Origin of the sequence: Vibrio sp. SCSIO 43132 (assembly GCF_019904195.1) — a bacterium.
Lineage (GTDB): Bacteria > Pseudomonadota > Gammaproteobacteria > Enterobacterales > Vibrionaceae > Vibrio > Vibrio nigripulchritudo.
In genome coordinates this window covers 2965827-2989630 of the sequence record NZ_CP063199.1, presented here as the reverse complement: position 1 = coordinate 2989630, position 23804 = coordinate 2965827, and the positions used below count along the sequence as shown (strand labels likewise).

The following is a 23804-nucleotide window of genomic DNA, read 5'->3' as shown; positions in this document are numbered from 1 at the left end:
CTCAAAATCGCCTCGCTTAAAGAATGGCGGTAGAGTTTATTTGCTGCTTAGAAAAAGGGAAAAGATTTGATTACGCGCGTCGTATTCATACTGATATTGCTCGTGGCAAGCCAAAGCTTGCGTGCGCACGAGGACAATTCCATCTTTTATCCTTTGCCATTCCAGATGCAAGGGCAGTCTCTGACGGCGAAAAATCTCATTTCAGGACCTGATGGTGGTCTATGGATCCACGATATCCACGGTCAGTTACGCTTCTTTGATGGTCAGCACATCCTTCCGCGCTCAGGCAGCGTATTTGAACGCAAATTGGCTCAGGTTGCCTACAGCCGGCAGTACTTCTGGTTTGCGGAAAAAAATCAGATATACCGGTTCAAACCCAATTATGAACGAGAACTGATTGCCACCCTTCCTGCTAATCGACAAGTGTTAAGGATTGGTGTCAGCAGTCGGTACATCTGGGCATCAACCGCAGAACACCTTTACACCCTAAATCTGGATGATGAATCCTTAACGGAATTTCCCCTCAATTTTGTATACCGGAGTAGCTCTAAGAACCGGGTTATCATCAATGATGCTAAGTATGTTGATGGACGCTGGATTCTGGGTACCACGGAAGGTGTCTACTTTAATCAGGGCAAAAAGTTCTACCACATACGCTCTTCCGCTAAACATCATATAGAAGCACTCCACTTTTCACTCAAGCGCCGTGAGTTGCTGGTCGGTACGTTGCGGGGTGCGCGAATCATAAGTATTGATAACGAATCCAGCGAATCTAAAGTGATTGGGCGTTCACACGTATTAGCGATTGAAGAGACCGACACCTCATACTGGTTGGGCACTGAGAACGGCATCTATATCTACCATTTCCTGACAGGTGAGACGACACATATCGCCTCAAATTACCAGGATGACTACGCTTTACCCGGCGATCATATTTACGATCTCTATAACGACGGGCAGGGTGGTATTTGGGTTGCGACAAATAAGGGAATCAATTATTTCTCACTCTACAGTCGTCTGTTTGAACGTGTAAGGTTTGGCAATACCTTGCAGCACCTTGGGCTTGGTAACATTAAACAAGTCTTTACCTCAACAGATGGAACACACTGGATTGGCACTGATCAGGGTTTCTATAAGTTAAACCCGAAAAATATGCACCATCCGAAAAGGCTTTTGGAAGGTTGTGTAAACGATTTAGTTCAGCAGGGCGACCATTTGTGGTTAGCCATGACAGATGGACTTCGCCGGTTCAATATCCGCACTCTCGAACTGGAAACAGACCTTCTTCCCAGTCAGCTCAATCAAAGAGAGATTAACCGAATAACCGTTGATAGCAGTGGCATGCTTTGGGTGGCTACCGAAGAAGGATTGATTCGTTATCAGCCCGAAGAGAAAGTGATTGAGAACTTTGGGTATGGCTGGGTGGCAAGACAGTATTTTCCAACTCAGATTACCCACTTGTATACCTCTGCCTCCGGAACGGTTTGGATAGGCACTGATCATGGGTTGTACTATTACATCAATGGGCGTCTTCAGCTAGACAGACAGGGCGATGCACTGTTAGCTCGTACCTTAGACATGTCGGAAGCGATTGATGGTAAAACATGGCGCATCAGCAGTCGCGGCTTAAGCCTGTATGACCCTAAAACCCGTTCTCAAAAAGGTGTTCAGTTATTTGAGCCCGATATCAAGCCTCTGTGTAGTGTGACCACGAAACGCGGTATGTGGCTTTCAACATCGAAAGGGCTCAGTTTCTATTCCAATGAAGGTCAGTTATTACACCACTATGGTGCCCCTTTTGGTTTGATAAACAATGAGTTCCTGCCTGATGTGTGTTCCGTTGGTCCTAATGGCGACAGTTTGATTTTTGGATCTAAGCTCGGTGTGATACTCACATCTGAAACCGCGCTCAAGGCAACACAGCTTCCGCAGAGTAAGGTTAAGTTTGGGCAAGTTCTGTTAGACAGAAAACCCTTCGAATTTGCCCCAGACAGTAGCAAGTCTTACGTAGTACCTCATGGAGAAAACCTGTCCTTCGTGCTTGGTGTTCTTCCCGATTTCGATGTCTGGAGCCTGGAATATCGCCTTCTTGGCAGTCGCAATGAGGATTGGATTTCACTTCAGGGTTCCCAGCTAACCTTTGATTATTTGCTTCCGGGTTCTTACGAGTTGCAGGTGCGGACTTCTACGCAATCTGAGGTAGAAGCAGAAGGTTCAAGTTTCTCTTTCTTAGTTGAAACCCCTTGGTATATGTCTGGCTGGTTCATCGCCTATCTGATCCTCTGCCTTATTATATTTGCAGGTCTGATTGTGTTATGGCGTTCTCGGCAAATTCGAAGAATCAACAAAGCGCTCCGGGATAAAGTGGAACTGAGAACCAGCCAGTTGAAGCACCAGAGTGACATGTTGGTAAACAGTAATAAATTACTTAAGCGCCAGATAAACATTCGTCAGTCCTACATTGATAACCTGGCAGGAAAAACCAAAGGTGTGTTCGAAGACATCTGTCAGAGCGGTGCTGAATCTGGTCAGTTTAAAGGTGCCTTTTATCTTCTCCAGCAAATTGTAGACCTCGGCTTCAAAAAACGAGGTGAGTCTAGAGCCAGTCACGATTTAAACATGGTCTGCGACGCGGTGATTACTCATTGGGAAGAAGAGCTCGCGAGGCAAGGCGTTCAGCTAAACGTATACAAATCTCCCGCTGCTATTTCTGTGTACATTGAGCAGTTCAATCTCGATTTCGTCTTACATGGGATGCTGGCTAATGTTTCGAGGCGCAGTAAACGCGGAGATAAGATTGAGTTAATGGTCGTGACTCACGAGGATATGTGCGGATTCCGAATTCAGGATACGGGCAATCCAATCTCTCAGCAGGAAGTCCTCGGGTATAACTCCTTTAACCAGAAATACAGTGGTGAAGAATGGAGTGCGCTTACCGATACAAGCCTGCAGGGGCTAAGGCGATATGTAGAGTTCGGTGGTGGTGAATGTTACTTCCGAAAGAAAGACAGCAACATCAATATTATTGATGCACTTTGGTCTAATGCTCCTACTGAGATAAACGAGGAACCAGAAAGCAGCCGCGAGTTTGTGATTCCTGCCCCAGCAATTGTTGAGCCGGATTCCGAAGAGTTACCGACGGAAGAGGAGCTGTGGTTGACTAGAATTCTGGAGTTAGTGGACGCTCACTATCATGACCCGGACTTTGGAACAACACAGGTTGCTAAGATGATTTATACGTCTGAACGTAGCCTTCAACGTAAGTTTAAATCGCAAACTGGCAAGACATTTAAAGAGTATCTGAATGAAACTCGTCTGGAGAAAGCCTGCCAACGTCTGATCAGCGGAGAAAAAGTCTCTGACGTTGCCTACGACACAGGATTTAACGATCCATCATACTTTAGCCAGCGATTTAAGCATCACTACGGTATATCACCATCCAAATTTATTGAAGCTAATATAGGCGCGTAGAAAGAAGTAGAAATATAGCTTCTCTGCACCGTAAATGTCCTTCATACATCAGCAGCTCAACTGATTCTTTAACTCTTATCCCTCTCAATTACTTTTCAACCTTATTTCACCATCTACGGTACATGACTGCCAATTAAGATGAAGACCGACGATGAAACGCACTACAAGGCGTCACATTGGTTAAGCCCCACTTTACCCGCATCTATGGGTCAAAACACCGTTAGCAATGATAGGCGTGTGTTAGAGCTGTTTAGAATGAAATGAAACTAAGGGTATATTTTGAAATATAAATGATACATCAGACGGTTAAGATGTAAGAAAATTCAGTTAGAAGTGAAAGAATTGTTGGATTAGAAGGAATAGTTAAGAAGACCAGAAAAAAAATATCGTGGTATAGCCGGGGGGACTATACCACGGGTGTCAATGACACCTTCGCTTGCTGCCGGAGTGATATAGCCTAAGCTATATCACCTCTGGAATTCTTATCTGAGGCGATTGCCTTTCGATGGGATAACTATATCCTCGCCGACTTATTTTCTTTATTGAATTAACGACACATTGGCATAAGAAATCCGACACTTTTTACTTTTTATCTCTAACCGTTTGTTTTATTTGACTTTATGTTTTTTGTCTCAGTAGTGAAATCTTCATATTGATAGAATTAGTGTTTAACTATTAAGCAGTTATGTCGCTTTTTTAACGTTTTTGACGAGAGTTAAAATGACGTTTTTGACGTTGTTTTTTCAGGGAACATTAAAAACGGGAACATTGATTGAGCTCAACACTTCAGAACGCTGTTCCGATATATTTAATGATAAAAATAATAATGTTTCTCATTACGAATAATGTCGAGGATACACTGATGAAGCTCTCTGAAATGGGCATAGGCGACAATGCCAAAGTGACCAGTTTGGGTAACCTAACCCAAGAAATAAGAAAAAAACTCATGGTCATGGGGATGTTGCCGGATACTCAAATTAAGTTGGTGCGCAAAGCGCCAATGGGTGACCCACTGCAAGTTGAAGTACGCGGCGTGGTAATTGCTATGAGAGAAAATCTCGCTCAGCAAGTTGAAGTGGAGGTCGCATAATGCAATACGACATTTTAACAATAGGTAACCCAAACAGCGGCAAAACTACTTTATTTAATGCGCTTACTGGCGCAAAACAACATGTTGGCAACTGGGCGGGCGTAACTGTTGAAAAGAAAACGGGTCATTTTGAACACGCAGGCGACCGATTCGCACTAACTGATCTTCCGGGTATCTATGCGCTAGACAGTGCGGATGATGCCAACAGTATTGACGAGTCTATCGCATCCAGAGCGGCTTTGACCCATCCAACAGATTTAATTATCAATGTTGTAGATGCCACGTGTCTGGAACGCAGCTTATATATGACACTTCAGCTTCGTGAACTGGGCAGACCAATGATTGTTGTTGTCAATAAGATGGATGCTCTGACTCGTGCTCGTCAAACTCTAGACATCAAAGCACTGGAATCCACTCTTGGCTGTCCAGTGTTTGCATTATCGGCGAATAATAAACAGCAAACACGCACCTTCCGTGAACAACTTCATAAATGGCTTGTTCAGGGTTTACCTGTCGAAGAATTTACTCTGGATTATGGAAACGAACTTGAGCTGGCTATTGATCAAGTTGTGAAAACTTTCGACAACAAAAACAACGCTCGGGCACTTGCATTAAGAGCATTAGGGCAAGACCCACTTGTGGTCAACGCGCTTGATGATAACCAGCGACAAGCTGTGCTCCGTCAAAATGCAGCGTTAGAAATTGACGTAGATTTCCAAGTTGCCAACGTTAAATACACGTTTTTACATCAGGTTTGCCAGCGTGTCCGTAAAGACAAAGGGAAGCTTAGTAGAAATACGACTCAGATGATCGATAACCTGGTCCTGAACAAATGGATAGGCATTCCTTTCTTCTTCTTCGTTATGTACCTAATGTTTATGTTCTCTATCAACATAGGCAGCGCATTTATTGATTTCTTCGACATTGGCGTAGGTACGCTGCTGGTGGATGGTGGGCATTATCTGCTTGATGACCACTTACCTGTCTGGTTGGTGACTCTGTTGGCTGATGGCGTTGGCGGCGGTATTCAAACCGTGGCGACCTTTATTCCTGTTATTGCCTGCCTGTATCTGTTTTTGGCTTTGCTGGAAAGTTCTGGCTACATGGCAAGAGCGGCGTTTGTCCTCGACAAAGTTATGCAAAAAATCGGGCTACCTGGCAAAGCTTTTGTTCCGCTGGTGCTTGGATTTGGTTGTAACGTTCCTTCTGTGATGGCGACGCGCACACTTGATCAGGAACGCGAACGCAAACTGGCGGCAGCGATGGCGCCATTCATGTCCTGTGGTGCCAGGCTTCCTGTTTATGCACTTTTTGCAGCCGCGTTTTTTCCAGAAGCGGGTCAGAATGTGGTGTTTGCGTTGTACTTGCTTGGAATTCTTGCAGCCGTCGGGACAGGGTTACTTCTAAAGAAAACCCTTTACCCTGGTTCCAGTGAGCATTTCATTATGGAAATGCCAAGCTATGAATTTCCAACCGTGCAGAACGTGTTGTTGAAAACCTGGCAAAAACTCAATCGATTTGTATTAGGGGCAGGTAAAACCATCGTTGTTGTGGTCACTATTCTTAGCTTTTTCAATTCACTGGGGACTGACGGAACCTTTGGAAACGAAGACTCGGAGCAGTCTGTTCTTTCTCGGGCCGCACAAATTGTTACTCCTGTATTTGAACCGATTGGGGTTAAAGAAGAAAACTGGCCAGCAACGGTAGGTATTATCACGGGTATTTTTGCTAAAGAAGCCGTAGTCGGCACACTAAACAGCCTTTACTCAACACCAACTGACGAAGAAGCGTCAGAGTTTGATCTATGGGGCAGCTTGAATGAAGCCGTCAATACCATACCTGAAAATCTGTCCGGGCTTAGCTACAGCGATCCGCTGGGTATAGAAGTTGGTGACCTTACCGATTCGAATGCAGTGGCAGAAGATCAGGAAGTAGACAGCAGTATCTTTGGTAACCTTCAGCATTTCTTTGTGACAGGGAATGCCGCATTTGCTTATCTCATTTTCATTCTTTTATACACGCCTTGCGTCGCGGCAATGGGGGCGTATGTCAGAGAATTTGGGCATAAATTTGCGCGCTTCATCGCCGCATGGACCATGCTTCTGGCTTATGGAAGCGCCACACTCTACTATCAGGTGACTCACTTTGCGGAACATCCGATTTACAGCACGTTCTGTATTGCCGTTGTATCGCTATTATTTGTAGGTACTTACTTACTCTTAAAAAGAGAAGGAGAAAAACAGACCGAACTCAGCGAGGTAGTCGTGGCATGATATTAACGGAGTTAAGCGATTATTTGTCTCAAGAGCAAAAAGTCAGCCGACGCAAACTCGCTAAGCAGTTTGGAATGAGCGAAGATGGCGTAGACGCGATGATGGCAATTTGGATGAAGAAAGGCAAAGTATCCCGAACTCGTGATAAATCGGAATCGAATGTCACCTATAACTGGATAGTTAAGCCTGAGCAAATTGCATTGAATGTTGTGACGGGTTAAATCTGACGTAACCAGAAAGGGATGGCTATGAAAGCCATCCCTTTTTTAATGCTATTTAAAAATAGGAGAGTGCGTTAGGGCTTGGCGTATCTGGTCTACCATCTTTTGCTGATTTTCTTCAGAGCGACGTTCACCGCTGGTATTCCCCCAAACCGGACCTGGCCAAACAGGATCGTTCTTATATCGAGCAATATGGTGAAGGTGCAGCTGTGGAACCATGTTCCCAAGCGCGCCCGTATTCAGTTTGTCAGGTTCAAAAAGCTTTTCCAGCGTCTGGCAAATAAGCTGTGATTCAACCAGGTACTGCTGTTGTTTATCCATTGGCAAGTGGTGCAGCTCTTTCAGGTTTTCTTCTTTTGGCACCAGAATTACCCAGGGTACTGCTGCATCCTTGTGGAGCAGAACAGCACAAAGTGGAAAATCACCGATGTGAGAAGTGTCCTTTTCTAATTGGGGATGCAGGGAAAAAGCCATAAGTATCTGTAGTTTGTTTTGAGTGACCTTTGTTATACCATAACGCGCCTAATCCCAAGACAGATTTCATGGTCGAATGAGCGATAACATCGAAAAACAATTGTACGATCCAAAATTTCAATGGTCGTTTTTACACCCCAAGTACTGGCCAACCTGGATTGGTATCGGGTTTGCCCTGATCCTTGCATTTGTTCCTCATCGACCGCGCGATAAATTCGCCGCCTGGCTGTCACGTTTTTTCTCCAAAAGAAACTCGGGAGCATTGCGTCGCGCCAAGAAAAATATTGAGTTGTGCTACCCAGAGAAATCAGCTCAAGAGCGTCAGGCATTGTTGGAAAAGATGTATGAAGTGGCCGCACAGTTTTTCCTTGGGTATGCCGAACTGACCGTTCGCAGCAAAAAGTACAATCAGAACCGAGGAGAAGTTTTCGGTGGTGAACATCTTTTCCCGCGTCTAGAAAAGGGAGAGAAGGTGATAGCCCTAGTACCCCATTGCTGGGCGATCGATTACACCGGAATGTATTTCTCCTCTTATGGTCATGATGTCGTGATTATGATCCGTCCGCAAAAGAACCCCATTGGTGACTGGCTGATGAACGTTCAGCGAATGCGCTATGGTGGTCGAATTGTTCCCAGACACGCCGGAATAAAACCCTACCTTCGCTCAATTAAAGAAGGGTACATGGCTTACTACCTGCCAGATGAAGATCATGGTGCCGAGAATTCTGTCTTCGTTCCATTCTTTGGTACTGAAAAAGCGACATTAAAAGGATTTGGTAAGCTCGCAAAACTCAGCCGTGCCAAAGTTGTTCCAATGATTCCAGCGTACAATGCAGAAAAAGGGAAGTTTGAGCTTTTCATTCTGCCTGCACTAGAAAATTTCCCTACAGGAGATGAAGAGCAAGACGCAAGAATGATGAACCAAGCGCTCGAAGATCTTCTTCGGGATCGACCAGAACAATATATGTGGATCCTCAATTTACTTCGCACCCGACCAGACGGTACCGAACTTTATTAAAGATAAATTTGTTTGTTTTTTAAAGCCCATTCAATCCTTTTTGAATGGGCTTTCTTTATGGGATTGAGGGAACGCTGGTAATTTTATGTCCTCTGATTTAGGTTAATAAGTAATCAGTCATTAAAAGGTTGAGTTGTTTATCTGAAGCATGCACGAACGGAAATCTTTGTTATATCGGCTCAGGGACATTGAGCACCCCGTAGTGTTAATCAGCGGTTTTCCGGGAAGTGGAAAAACGCGCACTCTCGAAATGTTTGCCCAACTTCTGGATGTCGATATTCAGGAGCATTTCCTTGGTGCGGATGAATTGCGAGAAGGGGAGCGGGTCGTTATTGATGCCGGACACGACGAAGATACCTTTCAACTTGACCTTATCTTAAAGCAACTGCCTCAAATCAAACGCAAAAAAGCCAGAATTTACCTAGGGGTCGGTTTGCTGGCTCACCCTCCATCACTCAGTGTTCACTTGCTTTACAAACACGTTGCCATTCTCAATAGTCAGGATCTGTTTTTTTCAGTGGAAGAGATTCGGACTCTAGGCGTAGAAGACGCCGAAACGCTCTATGAGCAGACTGCAGGGTGGCCAATATTGGTCGATTACGCTGAGCGGTTAAATGAACCTTTATTTTTGTCCCAATGGCATCATTTTGTTGCCGTTAACCTACTGTCGGTGTTTCCGTTTAAAGTGGTTCGGGCGTTGGTGGCGCTGGCTTTTTCTGAAGGCATTCCACAGGAGCGAGGCGGATTATCAGAATCCGAAATTGCATCCCTATCACCGATTGTACAGGTAGAACTCGGGGGCAGGCTTCGTTTGGGTATCCCAATGCTAAAGGAACCTCTGCGAAAATTTGCTCGTAAAAATGGTCGCTACCACCAACAGGCAATGCGCATTGTCGCCAAGAGTCATCACGATTCTGGTCAGGTTATCCTCGCCATTACCGAGGCAGCTCAGTCCAGTAATTACGACTTGGCCATTCGTTGGTTTGAGGAAAATGGCAACAGCATGTTTGGTTGCCTTTATGGGTACGCTGCCCTTAAGACAGTGCTGGCTGTGATGCCGAAACCCATTGTTGAAGGGAACATTTATTTGTGCTGGGCAACCATGCTCTCAAAACTAAAGTCGGGAGATATTGCTGATGCAATTACCCTGTTTGAAGCTATAAAAACCAAACACGCCAGTCAGCAGCCCATACTCAGGTTGATGAAGTCCATGTTGGATCCTTTCAAGAGCAGTAAACCGTCAGAGACTTCTTGCCAGCAGCTAGAGAAATTACATCCCAATTTTCTTAACGACCCCATGTATTTAGGTATTCTCCACAACGAATTGTGCGCCAATTACATCGATCTAGAATTGTTTGAGAAAGCCAGTATTTCCGGTGAAATTGCTTACCGCTCGTACGGTGACGCGGGGGCTCCCTATCTGCAATTTTTTATGTGTCTTCATATGTCCAACATTTGCATTGAATTGGGAAAGCTGGATGAAGCCCAGCGTCAGGTTGATATCGGACGAAAGTGTCTGAAATCGGTCAGTTTCGTTGACGAGCTCTACAACGAGATGGATATGCTGTATCTGGAAGAAGCGCGGATAGCGCTCTTGAAGGGCAAATTGTCTCACGCGTTTGATCTCTGGAAGAGTGTCGGGCTGGCGGAAGGTGGACGCGAAATGTGGACCACCATGATGAAAGATTACTGCTGGTGTGGCGTTTTAATCGACAGCCTTTCGTCGGGTAGCACTCAGACATTGCAGAAGCTGGACGGACTAAAAGCCGATTACTGGCAAGTTATGGGGGCGTCATACTCGCGAGAGTTTGATTTAATTCAAGCCTATCTTTTGCAGCAGCAAGGGCAATGGTTTCAGGCGGAGCAGGCACTTGAGCAATACCGGATGCAAAATGTTGAGAAGCCACAAAATCGGGACAAACTCTTCAGGCTACTTCAGCTTAGAAATCAGGTGTCGGCTCTGGCAAGGAAGAATCGATCTTCAGTAAAAGAGTTGGAACAAAAAATAGCGGAGATCGAACTGGCATTGGAGAACCAAAGTGACGGTTTGAGCCGCGTATTTATGTCCTTGTTCGTTTGTCGTTTGCGCTTCGCTGCCCATGATGAAGGGCTTGCACAATCGGCATTAAAAGAAGCCGTAATCCTGACGACTCAGACTGGTATTCAGTTGCCGTTTCTGATGGAGTCTGAGTGGATACTGGAGCCGCTTAAAGCTTTACAATCCTTGCGGCTGCAAGGTTCTCAGATTTCTGTCGAAGTCCAAAATTTACTCCCACTGGTTAACAGCGCCTACGAAGCAGAACATCTTGTCCGGCGAACCGGTCCCTTTAGCACGAAAGAGACGTTGATCTTATCAAGGCTGAATGAAGGGATGACCAATAAACAGATAGCCCGTCATCAGGGCATCAGTGAAAACACAGTGAAATATCATCTTAAACAGATGTATCAGAGAGCGGGTTGTCACAGCCGACAACAATTGCTACAGGTTGCTCGTGAGCAAAGTTGGGTATGATATCCCACTACCCATTTTTTATTGATTACTACCCAAAATAACCTTCAGAGCGACTCGTTTTCCGATCACTACTTCCCTCTTGAATGCCAAATGCGCATCTGCTTTGAATTTCATTACTGCTTTCCTACCCGAATTAGTTAAAAAACTACCCAAAAGTGTGCTTGTTGCTGTTTCAGGACGGCTGTTAGTTTGTATTTATTGTACAAAAAGCAGTCGGCAGGAAGCCGGATGTTATATGGAGTCAGCACATGGAAGTCCTCAGGATGCTGGCAAAGCGAGTCGCAGGATTTGCGCTGGTTTTGTTCGGTCTCTCGGTCATTATTTTTACTGTCGCCCGGCTAATCCCCGGGGATCCAGCTCGGATTGCGCTTGGGCCGCTTGCCACAGATGAGCAGGTTCAGTCTCTGCGCCATGAAATGGGATTGGATCAGCCTGCAGCAGCTCAGTACTTCAACTATATATCCGGTGTGTTGCAAGGCGACATGGGAGATTCCCTACTCACAGGGCAGCCTGTGGCTCGCGATATTACTAACGCCCTTCCTGCCACACTAGAATTGGTGATTTGCACTGTTTTCCTTATGACCGTCATCGCAATCCCTCTGGGAGTACTGGCGGCTTACCGACAAAATTCATGGATAGATCAATGCTCTCGACTGCTTTCGTTGATGGGGGTGGTCACGCCCGCATTTTTATTGGCGATAATCTTTCAACTGCTTGCCAGTATTGGGGTGATTGACCTGCCTGTTTTGGAGCGGTTGGATGCTGATCTGGCGTTTGAAGCGGATGTCACGGGTCTGATACTGGTCGATAGCATACTGGCGGGTCGCGGAGATGTTTTTCTTGATGGCTTTCAGCATCTGCTGCTACCCAGTATTGCACTGTCCGCAGCGGGCATTGCCCAGGTGATGCGCATTACTCGCTCAAGTGTGATTGAGTTTGCTCATCGCGATCATGTGGATACCTTGCGAGCGGCAGGTGTACCTAAACCTCTCATTACTTTTAAATACTTATGGCGATTAAGTGCCTCTGCGCCACTTACCATTCTTGGGTTGGAGTTTGCGTCTCTGATTGGCAACGCTTTTGTGGTCGAAATGGTATTCGCGTGGCCAGGGATCGCCAGTTACGGAGTGCGCACCATTCTCCACAACGATTTCAACGCGGTAATGGGAGTGGTTCTGGTGTCTGGTGTGATTTTCATCGTCGCCAACCTGACCATCGACATCCTCGTCTCCATTGTCGATCCAAGACTCAGACTCAAAGGAGCCCGCTAATATGGATCAGCAATCCGATTCATTGACCACACTACCCAATGGCTCCGAAGAAGTGTCTGTAAATGAACAGGCTCATACCACCACCTCTTTTCAGAAATACTGGCGCAGATTTTCTGCCAACCCAATGGCGATCATTGGCGCGTTTATTGTGTTGAGTGTGGTGTTGTCTGCGCTGTTTGCTCCTTGGATTTCTCCCTATGCGGATCAGGTAGGCAGCTATGTGAATTTTCGAGCTCGTCATTTAGAACCATCCTCTGAGTACTGGTTTGGTACTGACAACGTCGGACGAGACATTTTTACACGAGTGATTTTCGGTTATCAGGTCAGCCTGAAACTCGTATTTGGTGTGCTAGGCATTGCCATACCCATTGGTGTCACGCTGGGGCTTCTGGCTGCGTATGCGGGTGGCTGGGTTGAATTTGCGATTATGCGGTTGAATGACATGTTGCTTGCGGTGCCACCTCTTGCCTTAGCGCTGGCTATTACAGCCGTTTTGGAACCCAACTTAACCAATGCCATGATTGCGATCTCCTTTTTGTGGTGGAACTGGCACTGTCGGCTGGTTTACCGACTGGCAAAAAGCCTGATGACAGAGGAATTCATCGAGGCAGCAAAAATGGCGGGTGCCAGCCCGTACCACATCTTGGTTAAAGAGTTACTTCCCAACTGCATGGGGGCGATCACCGTGAAATCGACCCTCGATGCGGGATTCGTCATTCTGTTTGGTGCCACACTGAGCTTCCTTGGGTTGGGGGTTCAGCCTCCTACACCGGATCTCGGAACCATGGTGGCTTCAGGAGCAGAATACCTGCCGGAATACTGGTGGGAAGCACTGCTTCCAGGTGCCGCCATATTGTATGCCATTTTCGGTTTTAACCTCTTGGGCGATGGTCTCAGGGACATGCTGGATGTGGAGGTTTAACGATGGCGAATAATGCATTGGTCGATATCCGCAACCTTAATGTCAGCTTTGAAAACTATGGCGTATCCAAGCAGGTTTTGCATAACGTATCCATCCAGATCCAGCCCGGTCAGCGAGTGGCATTAGTTGGAGAAACAGGATCAGGAAAAAGTGTGACCAGCAAAGCCCTGATTGGTAATCTGCCAGAAAGAACTGCGCGGGTACTTGGCGGAGAAATAGACGTTGAAGGGCGGTCCGTGTTTGAACTGGGCAAAGAGGAGAGAGAAGGGCTGAAAGGCACTGTCATGTCAATGATTCAGCAAGATCCTCTGTCTTCATTTAACCCCGTTTTTCGTATCGGAACGCACCTTGATGACGTTCTTAAATACGTTGATAAGCGTGAGGGTGTATCGCGCAGTAAAGCGCAGCGTCAGGAAGCCATTTATGAAGCGCTGAAGAAGGTGCAGCTCAATGAAGTAGAACGCGTGTACAAGAGCTTCCCGTTTCAGCTTTCCGGTGGTATGCGTCAGCGTGTATTGATCGCCATGGCATTACTTCATCCAACCAAATTGCTGATAGCCGATGAACCAGGGACGGCGCTGGATGTGACTACCCAGGCTGAAATTATTCGTCTTATCAACACGCTGGTGGAAGAAGAGAATTTAGCGCTGCTTCTGATTAGCCATAATTTAGGGGTAGTCCGTCAGGCATCCGATTATGTGTACGTGATGCAGCATGGTCGAATTGTTGAGCATGGCAGCGTAACGGATCTGTTTGCAACGCCCTGTCATCCTTACACTCAGCGCCTGTTTGCTGCTGTTCCTCCTTTATATGGCCCGAATGTTCACTCAACGCCAAGACCAGACAGCAAAACACTTTTGAACATTGCTTCTCTGAGCAAATCTTTTGTCACGGAAAGGAACCTTTTATATCGCCCGATTCATACCAATCATGCGGTTCAGGATGTGTCACTGACGGTTCGTGATGGTGACATCTACGGGCTGGCAGGCGAGTCTGGTTCGGGAAAGACCACTGTAGCCCGAATGGTCATGGGGCTGGAATCGCCCACATCCGGCGTTCTGAATTTTGGTCAGCAAAGCCTGAGTGAATACCAGTCGGAACACGGTTCTCATGCCGTGCAGATGGTGTATCAGAACCCCGGAGGCTCGCTGAACCCTAAGCGCAGTGTAAGACAAATTCTCGAAGTGCCGCTTAAGTTTATCGCCGGGCTGAAAGGGGAGGCTTTGAATCAGCGAATTCTGGAGATTCTGAACATGGTGGAGCTCACGGAGCACCATGCAGAACTCTATCCCGGAAACCTTTCTGGCGGTCAGAAGCAAAGGGTCGCCATTGCCAGAGCATTGGCCGCAAATCCAAAAATTCTGGTACTAGATGAACCCACGTCAGCATTGGATGTTTCGGTTCAAAAGAGCGTGATTGAGCTGCTCAGGCGTCTGCATAACGAACTTGGTCTGACCTACATCTTTATCTCTCACGATTTAAGCCTGATGCGGAATTTCTGCACTCAGATCGCGGTAATGCTACGCGGCAAGGTGGTGGAAGAAGGCGAGCCAGACAGCGTATTTGAGTCACCAAGACACCCCTATACCCGACGCCTGATAAACGCCATTCCGGTGTTGAGTGAAGAAGAACAAAACAGCAAGCCCTCACTTTAGCGAGGCAAAGGAAGATAAAACGGAGTTTTTCATGTCTTTAGATTTACGAGTCGGTATCGACGTCGGCGGCACCAACACGGATGCCGTGATAATGAAAGGAAGCGAGTTGCTTGCGTCGGTGAAAATGAACACCACCAAGGACGTGACCAGCGGAGTGAAAGAAGCACTCAATCAAGTACTAAGCACAGGAAAAGTGGATAAGAAAGACCTGAGTGCGGTAATGATTGGGACAACGCATTTTACCAATGCGGTCGTTGAACAAACCCGGTTAACCCAGACAGCGGTGATCCGATTGGCACTGCCTAGCTCTTCAGCAATTCCTCCCATGGCCCAATGGCCAGAAGGGCTGGTAGATGCCATCGGACGCCACCACTACGAAATTGAAGGCGGTTACAACTTTGATGGCAGAGCCATCAATCCTCTTGATGAATCGGCACTGACTGACATCGCTAATGAGCTGAAAGATAAGGGGATCCGCCATGTGGTGGTGAATTGTGTCTTTGGTCCGGTCAATGATGATATGGAGCGCAGAGCAGCAGAAATCCTGAGTTCAGTCTGGGAAGAGTTTGACATCGTTTGTTCGGTGGATGTTGGGCGCATCGGTTTTCTGGAGCGGGAAAACGCCGCCATTCTGAATGCAAGTCTGCGTGAACTGAGCGAGAAAACCGTTAAAGCGTTCGAACATGCGCTCAATGAATGCGGTGTTTACTGCCCGTTTTATATTACCCAGAACGACGGCACATTGATGAGCGCAACTTACGTGAAAAAATTCCCCGTGCTGACGTTTGCCAGTGGCCCCACAAATTCCATGCGAGGGGCTGCGTTTCTCTCTGGTTTGAAAGACGCCATCGTCGTGGATGTAGGCGGCACAACCAGTGATGTTGGTCTGCTTCAGAATGGCTTTCCCCGTCAGGCAAACGCGCACGTCGACATCTGTGGTGTGAGAACCAATTTCCGTATGCCTGATATGGTGAGCATTGGTCTGGGTGGCGGGACCCGAATTCATCAGGAAAATGGGCTGATTAGCGTAGGGCCTGACAGTGTCGGCTACCGCCTGAGTAAAGAAGCTCTGGTGTTTGGTGGTAATACGCTTACCACGTCGGACATTGCGGTGGCTCTCGGGCAACTGGAACTCGGTGATCACTCCTCAGTGGATGATTTGTCTGACGAACTTCTCGAAGAGTGCAGCAAGCAAATCGACGAACTGATTTTTGATGCGGTAGAAAGCAACCGCTTATCCAAAACGCCCATTCCGGTATTGGCAGTTGGCGGCGGCAGTGTGTTGGTGAAAGAGCAGGTCGGGGATTTGAAAGTGATTCGACCGCCTCATTTCCACGTTGCTAATGCGGTAGGGGCGGCAATTGCTCAGGTGAGCGGTGAGGTAGACAGAGTCTACAGCTTAGCGGAGATCAGCCGTGAAGAAGCGTTTTCTCAGGCTGAACAAGAAGCAACGGAACGAGCTATTCACGCAGGAGCGATGCCGGAATCAATCGAAGTGGTGGAAAAGGAAGATGTGCCGTTGGCGTACCTGCCAGGTAATGCCACGAGAGTGCGCTTAAAAGTTGTGGGCGATTTAAAGGTGGGATCATGAAAGAACTGACAGTACAAGACATCGAAGCCATCGAAATTGGTGCGGCAATCCTCGGAACTGGCGGGGGAGGTAACCCTTACTACGGGAAGTTAGAGGTACTAGAACAGTTGCGTCAAGGGCGACGAATTCGCCTGATGTCGATGGAAGAGCTGCCTGATGATGCGCTGGTGGTTTCGATTGGTGAAATTGGCGCTCCAGCGGTTTCAGTTGAAAAAATCAATGAAGGCGAAGAGCTGAAAAGGGTTGTGGAGATTCTGGAACGGGAAACCGGGCGCAAAGTAGACGCCATTATCTCTGTTGAAATCGGAGGGGCAAATGGAATCAAACCCATGACCGCAGCTGCCCAGCTCGACTTGCCTGTAGTCGATGGCGACGGCATGGGACGTGCCTTTCCTGAGATGCAGATGACAACGTTCAGCATGTACGGTCATTGCAGCATGCCAGCCGCCATGTCTGACTGCCACGGTAACAACGTGGTATTCCAGAAACTAAAAGACGAATACTGGCTTGAAAACCTTGCCCGAACCACAGTTGTGGAAATGGGGGGGAGTGCCGCCATGGCAGAAGCGCCAATGAAAGGGTCGTTTGTTAAAAAATACGCCATTCCGGGCACCGTCAGTCAGGCGCTGAGACTAGGGAAAGCGGTCATGGAGGCGAATGAAGCCAAGCGCAATCCTATCGATGTCATCATGAATTCAGAAAACGGCGTGATGCTTTTCAAAGGCAAAATAGTCGACTTGGAGCGTCGCATGCGTTCCGGCTTCACCGTGGGTCAGCTCACTTTGCAAGGTTTGAGTGAATACCAAGGTGAAGAAGCCAACATCGATATTCAGAATGAAAATCTGGTGTTTCGAATGAATGGCAAAACCATGGTCAGCGTTCCGGATCTGATTGTGGTGTTAAACATTGATACCGGTCATGCCATTACCACCGACGTTCTTCGTTATGGACAGAAGGTCGCCGTGGTCGGAATCCCTTGTCATCCATTGCTTTGTACGCCGCGAGCACTGGAAGTTGTTGGACCTGCGGCATTTGGCTATCCAGAAATCGAATACCGACCTTTGATCGATCAAGGGTAACTTTGATCGATTCAAGGCAACACGGAAGGAAGTTTGCCCGCTGAATGGCGGGCTAAATAGAACATGGAGTAGAGGTTATGAAGAAAGCAACAAAAGCGCTGGCACTTGCTGGTGTCTTGTCTGCACCATTTGTCGCCGCAGACAACAAACCCGTGGAGATTACCGTCAGTATGGTTCAGATAATCGGAACCATCGACCCGGCGAAAATCACGGACTACACCGAATACATGGGAGCGGTAAACCTGTATGACGGTCTGACAACGGTAAATACATCCGGCGATATTGCCCCTTTACTGGCAGAGCGTTGGGAAGTCTCTGAAGACGGGAAAACCTATCTGTTTCACCTGAAAAAAGGCGCAACTTTCCACGATGGCAGTTCGGTGGAAGCTAAAGATGTGGTGTATTCCATTCAACGTCTCTTGACCCTTAACGAAGGTCCGGCGGGTTTCTTCTCGAAAAGCATTGACCTGGATAAGTTAAAAGCGGTGGACGGGCAGACCGTTCAGATTGGTCTTACTGAACCGTCATCCGCATTTTTAGCCACCACCCCGCTTTTGTTTGTCGTGAACAGTGACAAAGCCATGGAAGCAGGTGGCAGCGACAAATGGGCTGAAGACTACATTGCCGAGAACGTGCTAGGAGCAGGGCCTTATAAGAAAGTGAGCTGGCAACGTGGCAGCCGGATGATGCTCGAACGCTACACCGGATACCACGGTAGCTTTGGTGATAAACCAATAGATAAGGTTCGTCTGCTGGTTACCAATGATGAAGCCACAGTTAAAGCGCTGGCAAACAAGGAAGAGTTGCATCTCACCAGTGTTTATCAGGCAGAAGAAACCTATTCGGCACTGGCGAAGCTGAAAAACTACGAAATCGACAAACAGAAAACCGCGACCGGATTCTATATAAAGCTGAACAACAAAGTAGCGCCTACCGACGATGTGAACATTCGAAAAGCGATCGCATACGCTGTGGATTACGCCACCATCAATGAAGTGATTTACGAAGGTGAACCTCTGGCAGGACCTTTGCCTCCCGCATTTAAATCGGCTTATCTTGATTCACTTAAGCTGCCTGAGTTTAATCTGGATAAAGCCAAGCAGTACGTTGACCAGTCGAAATACGCGGGCAAAGGCAAAATCCCATTAGTGCTCGGGTATGTCGCAGGTGCGGCGTTTGAGGAAGAAATAGCCTTACTACTGCAATCGACTCTGGAAACCATCGGGTTCAAGACCACATTGCAAAAAGACCCGTGGAACAGAGTGACGGAGATTGCGTCAAAACCTGAAACCACCCCGCATGTGAATCAGATCTTTTACGAGCCAGTGTACCCATCACCAGACGCGGTATTCTTCAACCAATACCACTCAGATGCGTCAGGTAGTTGGGCTTCCATGTCGTGGCTGCAAGATGCAAAAGTGGATAGCTGGATTGAACAGGCAAGGCTGGAAAACGATCCTGCCAAGCGCAATGAAATCTACAAGCAGGTTCAGCAATATCTGGTCGACAATCAGGTCGATATCTTCCTGCAAAATTCGGTGGATAAGCTTGGTGTACACAAATGTCTGAAAGGGCTGAATTACATACCAATGCAGAGTTTTTACTTTGATTTCTCCCGTATGAGCTGGGTGTGTGATTAATCCTTAACTTATCTTGATTTAGGACGTTCAAATAAAAAAATCCCTCGAACAGTTCGAGGGATTTTTATTGATGATTTAGCTGTCAGCCAGATTACATACGTTCCAGGGTTTCGATACCCAGCAGCGACAGACCTTGTTTGATGGTTTTCGCTGTTAGCGCAGCCAGTTTCAAACGACTTTGCTTCACGGCTTCGTCTTCGGCAATCAGGATTGGGCAAGCTTCGTAGAAGCTAGAGAACTGACCTGCCAGTTCGAACAGGTAGCTACACATGATGTGAGGCTGACCTTCGCGAGCTACAGACTGCACCGCTTCTTCAAACTGAAGCAGTTTCGCGATCAGTGTTTTTTCTTTCTCTTCAGTTATTTTTACTTCACCTTCAAGCGAATCCATAGAAACGCCAGCTTTTGCAAATACAGACGCAACACGAGTGTAGGCGTATTGCATGTAAGGCGCAGTGTTGCCTTCAAATGCCAGCATGTTGTCCCAGTCGAACACGTAATCGGTCGTACGATGCTTAGAAAGGTCGGCGTATTTCACGGCTGCCATTGCAACAGTGTTAGCAATCTTCGCTTTCTCTTCTGAAGCCAGCTCTGGGTTCTTAGATTCGATCAGTTTTGCTGCGCGCTCTTCCGCTTCATCCAGAAGATCAGCCAGACGAACTGTACCGCCAGCACGAGTTTTGAATGGTTTGCCATCTTTGCCGAGCATCATACCGAATGCATGGTGCTCAAGAGAAACAGACTCAGGGATGTACTGTGCTTTACGAACAATAGTCCACGCTTGCATCAGGTGCTGATGCTGACGTGAATCGATAAAGTAAAGTACACGGTCAGCGCCTAGCTGCTCGTAACGGTACTTAGCACAGGCAATGTCGGTTGTGGTGTAAAGGAAACCGCCATCACGCTTCTGAACGATAACGCCCATAGGCTCACCGTCTTTGTTTTTGTACTCGTCTAGGAATACAACTTGTGCGCCGTCATCTTCTTGCGCCAGACCTTTTTCTTTAAGATCAGCAACGATTTGAGGAAGCATGTCGTTGTACTTGCTCTCGCCCATAACGTCATCACGAGTCAGAGAAACATTCAAACGGTCGTAGTTGCGCTGGTTTTGGATCATGGTGATATCAACCAGCTTCTTCCACATCTCTGCGCAGAATTCGTCGCCGCTTTGCAGCTTCACAACGTAGTTACGTGCTTTAACGGCGAACTCTTCATCTTCGTCGTACAGTTTCTTTGATTCACGGTAGAAGGCTTCTAGGTCAGAAAGCTCCATCGAAACTTCACCTGACTCTTGCTGTACACGTTCAAGGTTAGCGATAAGCATACCGAACTGTGTGCCCCAGTCGCCGATGTGGTTGGCGCGAATCACTTTATGACCCAAGAACTCCAGTGTGCGGACTACTGCATCACCGATAATGGTAGAACGCAGGTGACCTACGTGCATTTCTTTTGCAACGTTTGGCGCAGAGTAGTCAGCAACGATGGTTTTTTCTTCGTCTTTCGCCACACCCAAACGCTCGTCTGCCAGTGCAGCGTCTGCTTGTTTTGCCAGGAACTCTTCGCTTAGGAAAATGTTGATGAAACCCGGACCTGCGATTTCGGTTTTGCTCGCAATGCCTTCCAGGTCAAGAACATCCAGTACTTTTTGTGCAAATTCTCGAGGATTCGTACCCAGTTTTTTTGCTACGCCCATTACGCCGTTTGCCTGGTAGTCACCAAACTGTGCTTTTGCTGATTGGCGAACAGCGGCAGGGCTGCCTGCAGGTGCGCCAGCGGCTTCGAGAGCCTGAGATACTTTGTCGTTAATAAGTGCTTGGATATTCACTCGAGTTTCCTTCAATTCTAAGAATTGCTCTGATGCATTCCCGCAGAGTTAACCCACATATTTGGTGGAGAGGGAATGGATACTTGTTCTAGTTCACAAAATGGCGTTAATCATACCAACTTTCTCTCGGCTCTAGTAGTCGGAAAAAAATGATTTTTTCTACTTTTCGCTGCGATATTGATAGAATTGCCGGAAAATCAGATTTTAGTGAGTAATCCATGTCTCCTCTCTCTGTTCGCAAGGACTTAATGCCAGAAAATATGGTCAGCCAACTACCCGAATTTATGAAGAAAATTGAAGCGTTGGCGGAGCTAATTCAAATCGACTTAACGGATTATCAAGCCGATCATATTGCGCTTCGAATAAATGATTCAGAGACGGCAAAAGCCGCGCACCAAGCTTGGCTTAGCTGGGGAAAGGAGATTTCATCAGCACAGATTAATGGTCGCCCAATCATAGTGTTAGCATTTAATGATTTGCTTAACGCCAGCCGTTGGGACATTGAGTGCCTGGAGTTGCCCTATCCAGCGTCGGGGAAAACTTATCCAGAAGAATCCTGGGAGCATGTGGAGTTCGTTATTCCATCAACCGCGCAGTCTGCTGACGACTATTTGCTGTTTTTGCAGCAGCAATTTCCTCAATTCAGCCAAGTTTTACCGCAATTGTCGGAAATGGGCGTGAAAATGAAGCTTTCCAGCCCTAAAGGGGAGGGAGAACGGCTGCCAAATCCTACTGTTGCCTTTAAATACAACGGAGTCTGTATCAAGCTCCATCCGCATTCTTTGAAAGACGTAGTGGCATCAGAACAATCTGAACTTTAATTTAGGTTACGACAAAAACGGCGAGATAAAATTATCTCGCCGTTTTTGTTTTTCAATGAGTTTTACAGAATCACAGTTTTGTTGCCGTAAACAAACACGTGATCATTTACCACTTTATTGATGGCTTTACTGAGCACGTTTTTCTCAACATCGCGTCCCGCTTGAGCCATATCGGATGCGCTGAAATTATGGTCGACTGGAATCACGTCCTGCTTAATGATTGGACCTTCATCCAGATCGTTGGTGACGAAGTGCGCGGTTGCACCGATGATCTTCACACCGCGATCAAACGCTTGCTGATAAGGTTTTGCGCCAATAAAGGCAGGCAAAAAGCTGTGATGAATATTGATGATCTTGTGGTGGTACTGTTCAACGAACGACGGCGTAAGCACGCGCATGTATTTTGCCAGAATCAGGTAATCTGCGTCGTAACTATCAATCACTTCCAGCATTTTTTGCTCATGCTCTTCACGAGACAGATCCACATGGGACACATGGTGGTATGGAATGTCGAATTTTTCCGTCAGATTCTGAAGGGTATCGTAGTTGCCGACGACCGCTGCAATGTCTATATCCAGGCTGCCGTCATAGTTCTTCATCAGAATGTCACCCAGACAGTGCGCTTCTTTCGTCACTAAAATGACGACCTTTTTGCGACCTGAGCCGACCAGTTTTCTTTTTGCGCCTTCTGGTAGTGCCTGGTCTAAATCGAGTAAGAAAGTCTCATCATTAAAGTAGCCTTCAAGTTCGGTACGCATGAAAAAATGACCGCTTGAATTATCAACATATTCATTATTATGAATAATATTGAGCTGATGCTTATAGCAAATATTGGTGATTTTGGAGATGAGTCCGGGGGCATCATTACAATGCGTAAGTAGCGTTTTTCGTTGCATTTTTTTGGTTACTTCCTGTAATAATTTTTTTGATTTCCGAATATATACCCAAGTGACCTCAAGGTGCCTGGTTCAGCGAGAATTAACTGGCTTTCAGACAAGACACCGATTTGTAGATTTAGTGGCTCTAAATCAAGAATCGGTAACGCAGTGTGAAAGCCAGTTAAACTCGCCCTTGGGAGCGCATATTCTGTTCCACTTCATTGTCAAAGAACTTGGAAAGGACTTGTCATTCCGCTGCGTTCTTTTCCTTGAATTGAACCAGAATATGTCGCTCTGAATCCTGCATCTTGAGGTCACTTGGGTATACCTTTTTGAGACAAGAGTGGGCTTTATAAAAAAGAATTCGCGGTGTGAGCCTCAATATGTTGTCTATAATTAATCTATTATGACGGTGGTTTCAACAAAATAAGCAAGTTCAGGAGTCTGCTTAGAAACTCAATGGTTTTTACTCCTGCATATCAAAGAGGTGATTCTGATGGATAAAGAACTGTTAGCCCGTAGATTGTATGTAGAACGCGTCACGTCTCTTGTTGGGAATCACGATATCGATGAAGATATGCTCATCCAGCTCTGGGAAGAAAAAGCCACACCTTCTGAAGCCGCTAATGCACTGATGAGCGACGATTCTTTCCAAGGACCCGCATGGCTTGAGCGCTACCTAAACCGTAAATAAAAGCCAAAGTGATTACTGAAGGGCGCGGATCTCAATTTGAGTTCGCGCCCTTGCTTTAAACCTGCCATAATTCGGTCTTTCTCTTTAGGGTCTGTTGACCTTTCGCGGTTAAATTTTGTTCGAGTTCTATGTGTTTTAATCGCGGCGCAAGGTCTGTAGCTTAGTCATTCTAAGCAAATACCTTGCAACAAAGAGTAAAGCACATAGAAACGAACCCTTTGGGCAGCATTTGTGGCTCCTTTCTACTGCGTTACCGCTTATTGATGTAGAGTGACTACACCGAATAAGCGCTGCCTTGTATAAAGAACCCACAAATGGCTGCAAAAATCAGCTCGAAAGGTTAACAGACCCTAGTGTTCACAGACCCCA

The 23804-nt window shown here is 46.8% G+C and carries 17 protein-coding genes; 14 read left to right on the top strand and 3 right to left on the bottom strand.

Features of this window, described 5'->3' with window-relative positions; genetic code table 11:
- The first annotated feature begins 66 nt into the window (after nucleotides 1-66).
- The 4 genes from INR79_RS13300 to INR79_RS13285 all read left to right on the top strand — a co-directional run bounded on the left by INR79_RS13300 (nucleotide 67) and on the right by INR79_RS13285 (nucleotide 7055).
- Entirely contained in the window at nucleotides 67-3471 is a 3405-nt protein-coding gene (locus INR79_RS13300; RefSeq protein ID WP_004400597.1) for an AraC family transcriptional regulator, read from the top strand.
- An 862-nt stretch (nucleotides 3472-4333) separates the two neighbouring features.
- Complete coding sequence (locus INR79_RS13295; protein ID WP_004400601.1) at nucleotides 4334-4561, top strand: ferrous iron transport protein A; 228 nt, start codon at nucleotides 4334-4336, stop codon at nucleotides 4559-4561.
- On the top strand, nucleotides 4561-6834 hold the full coding sequence (feoB, locus tag INR79_RS13290; protein WP_223094638.1) for a Fe(2+) transporter permease subunit FeoB: 2274 nt from the start codon (nucleotides 4561-4563) through the stop codon (nucleotides 6832-6834). The genes INR79_RS13295 and feoB overlap by 1 nt, the downstream gene beginning before the upstream one ends.
- A complete protein-coding gene (locus INR79_RS13285) occupies nucleotides 6831-7055 on the top strand; it encodes a FeoC-like transcriptional regulator (protein ID WP_223094636.1) in 225 nt (74 codons plus the stop codon). The genes feoB and INR79_RS13285 overlap by 4 nt, the downstream gene beginning before the upstream one ends.
- 51 nt (nucleotides 7056-7106) lie before the next feature.
- Here the strand turns inward: INR79_RS13285 and INR79_RS13280 are convergent, their stop codons facing one another.
- Nucleotides 7107-7529, bottom strand: a complete 423-nt coding sequence (locus tag INR79_RS13280) for an HIT domain-containing protein (protein ID WP_223094634.1) — start codon at nucleotides 7527-7529, stop codon at nucleotides 7107-7109.
- Between the two features lie 76 nt (nucleotides 7530-7605).
- On the opposite strand from INR79_RS13280, the gene lpxM reads away from it, so the two are divergent.
- From lpxM to INR79_RS13240, 8 genes are all read left to right on the top strand, one after another.
- A complete protein-coding gene (lpxM, locus tag INR79_RS13275) occupies nucleotides 7606-8547 on the top strand; it encodes a lauroyl-Kdo(2)-lipid IV(A) myristoyltransferase (RefSeq protein ID WP_022607264.1) in 942 nt (313 codons plus the stop codon).
- A 166-nt stretch (nucleotides 8548-8713) separates the two neighbouring features.
- The gene (locus INR79_RS13270) at nucleotides 8714-11059 is read left to right on the top strand and encodes a helix-turn-helix transcriptional regulator (protein ID WP_223094632.1); all 2346 of its coding nucleotides are present in this window, start codon (nucleotides 8714-8716) and stop codon (nucleotides 11057-11059) included.
- A 248-nt stretch (nucleotides 11060-11307) separates the two neighbouring features.
- Nucleotides 11308-12330: an ABC transporter permease gene (locus INR79_RS13265; protein WP_262415350.1), complete on the top strand. Its 1023-nt coding sequence runs from the start codon at nucleotides 11308-11310 to the stop codon at nucleotides 12328-12330.
- A 1-nt stretch (nucleotide 12331) separates the two neighbouring features.
- On the top strand, nucleotides 12332-13252 hold the full coding sequence (locus INR79_RS13260; RefSeq protein ID WP_223094630.1) for an ABC transporter permease: 921 nt from the start codon (nucleotides 12332-12334) through the stop codon (nucleotides 13250-13252).
- Nucleotides 13253-13254: 2 nt separating this feature from the next.
- Nucleotides 13255-14907: a dipeptide ABC transporter ATP-binding protein gene (locus tag INR79_RS13255; RefSeq protein ID WP_223094627.1), complete on the top strand. Its 1653-nt coding sequence runs from the start codon at nucleotides 13255-13257 to the stop codon at nucleotides 14905-14907.
- A 31-nt stretch (nucleotides 14908-14938) separates the two neighbouring features.
- The gene (locus tag INR79_RS13250) at nucleotides 14939-16498 is read left to right on the top strand and encodes a hydantoinase/oxoprolinase N-terminal domain-containing protein (RefSeq protein WP_223094625.1); all 1560 of its coding nucleotides are present in this window, start codon (nucleotides 14939-14941) and stop codon (nucleotides 16496-16498) included.
- Nucleotides 16495-17577: a DUF917 domain-containing protein gene (locus INR79_RS13245; protein WP_004407414.1), complete on the top strand. Its 1083-nt coding sequence runs from the start codon at nucleotides 16495-16497 to the stop codon at nucleotides 17575-17577. The genes INR79_RS13250 and INR79_RS13245 overlap by 4 nt, the downstream gene beginning before the upstream one ends.
- A gap of 77 nt (nucleotides 17578-17654) precedes the next feature.
- On the top strand, nucleotides 17655-19217 hold the full coding sequence (locus INR79_RS13240) for an ABC transporter substrate-binding protein (RefSeq protein ID WP_223094623.1): 1563 nt from the start codon (nucleotides 17655-17657) through the stop codon (nucleotides 19215-19217).
- A gap of 91 nt (nucleotides 19218-19308) precedes the next feature.
- Here INR79_RS13240 and argS read toward each other — a convergent pair whose 3' ends face one another.
- The gene (argS, locus tag INR79_RS13235; protein ID WP_223094621.1) at nucleotides 19309-21042 is read right to left on the bottom strand and encodes an arginine--tRNA ligase; all 1734 of its coding nucleotides are present in this window, start codon (nucleotides 21040-21042) and stop codon (nucleotides 19309-19311) included.
- Between the two features lie 218 nt (nucleotides 21043-21260).
- Between argS and INR79_RS13230 the strand changes: the two genes are divergently transcribed.
- Nucleotides 21261-21863 (top strand): VOC family protein, encoded by a 603-nt coding sequence (locus INR79_RS13230; RefSeq protein WP_223094619.1) that lies wholly within the window; start codon nucleotides 21261-21263, stop codon nucleotides 21861-21863.
- A 62-nt stretch (nucleotides 21864-21925) separates the two neighbouring features.
- On the opposite strand, the gene purU is transcribed toward INR79_RS13230, so the two are convergent.
- The gene (purU, locus tag INR79_RS13225) at nucleotides 21926-22759 is read right to left on the bottom strand and encodes a formyltetrahydrofolate deformylase (RefSeq protein ID WP_004407423.1); all 834 of its coding nucleotides are present in this window, start codon (nucleotides 22757-22759) and stop codon (nucleotides 21926-21928) included.
- Between the two features lie 478 nt (nucleotides 22760-23237).
- Here purU and INR79_RS13220 point away from each other — a divergent pair, with 478 nt between their 5' ends.
- Nucleotides 23238-23435: a hypothetical protein gene (locus tag INR79_RS13220; protein ID WP_223094617.1), complete on the top strand. Its 198-nt coding sequence runs from the start codon at nucleotides 23238-23240 to the stop codon at nucleotides 23433-23435.
- Nucleotides 23436-23804: the final 369 nt, after the last annotated feature.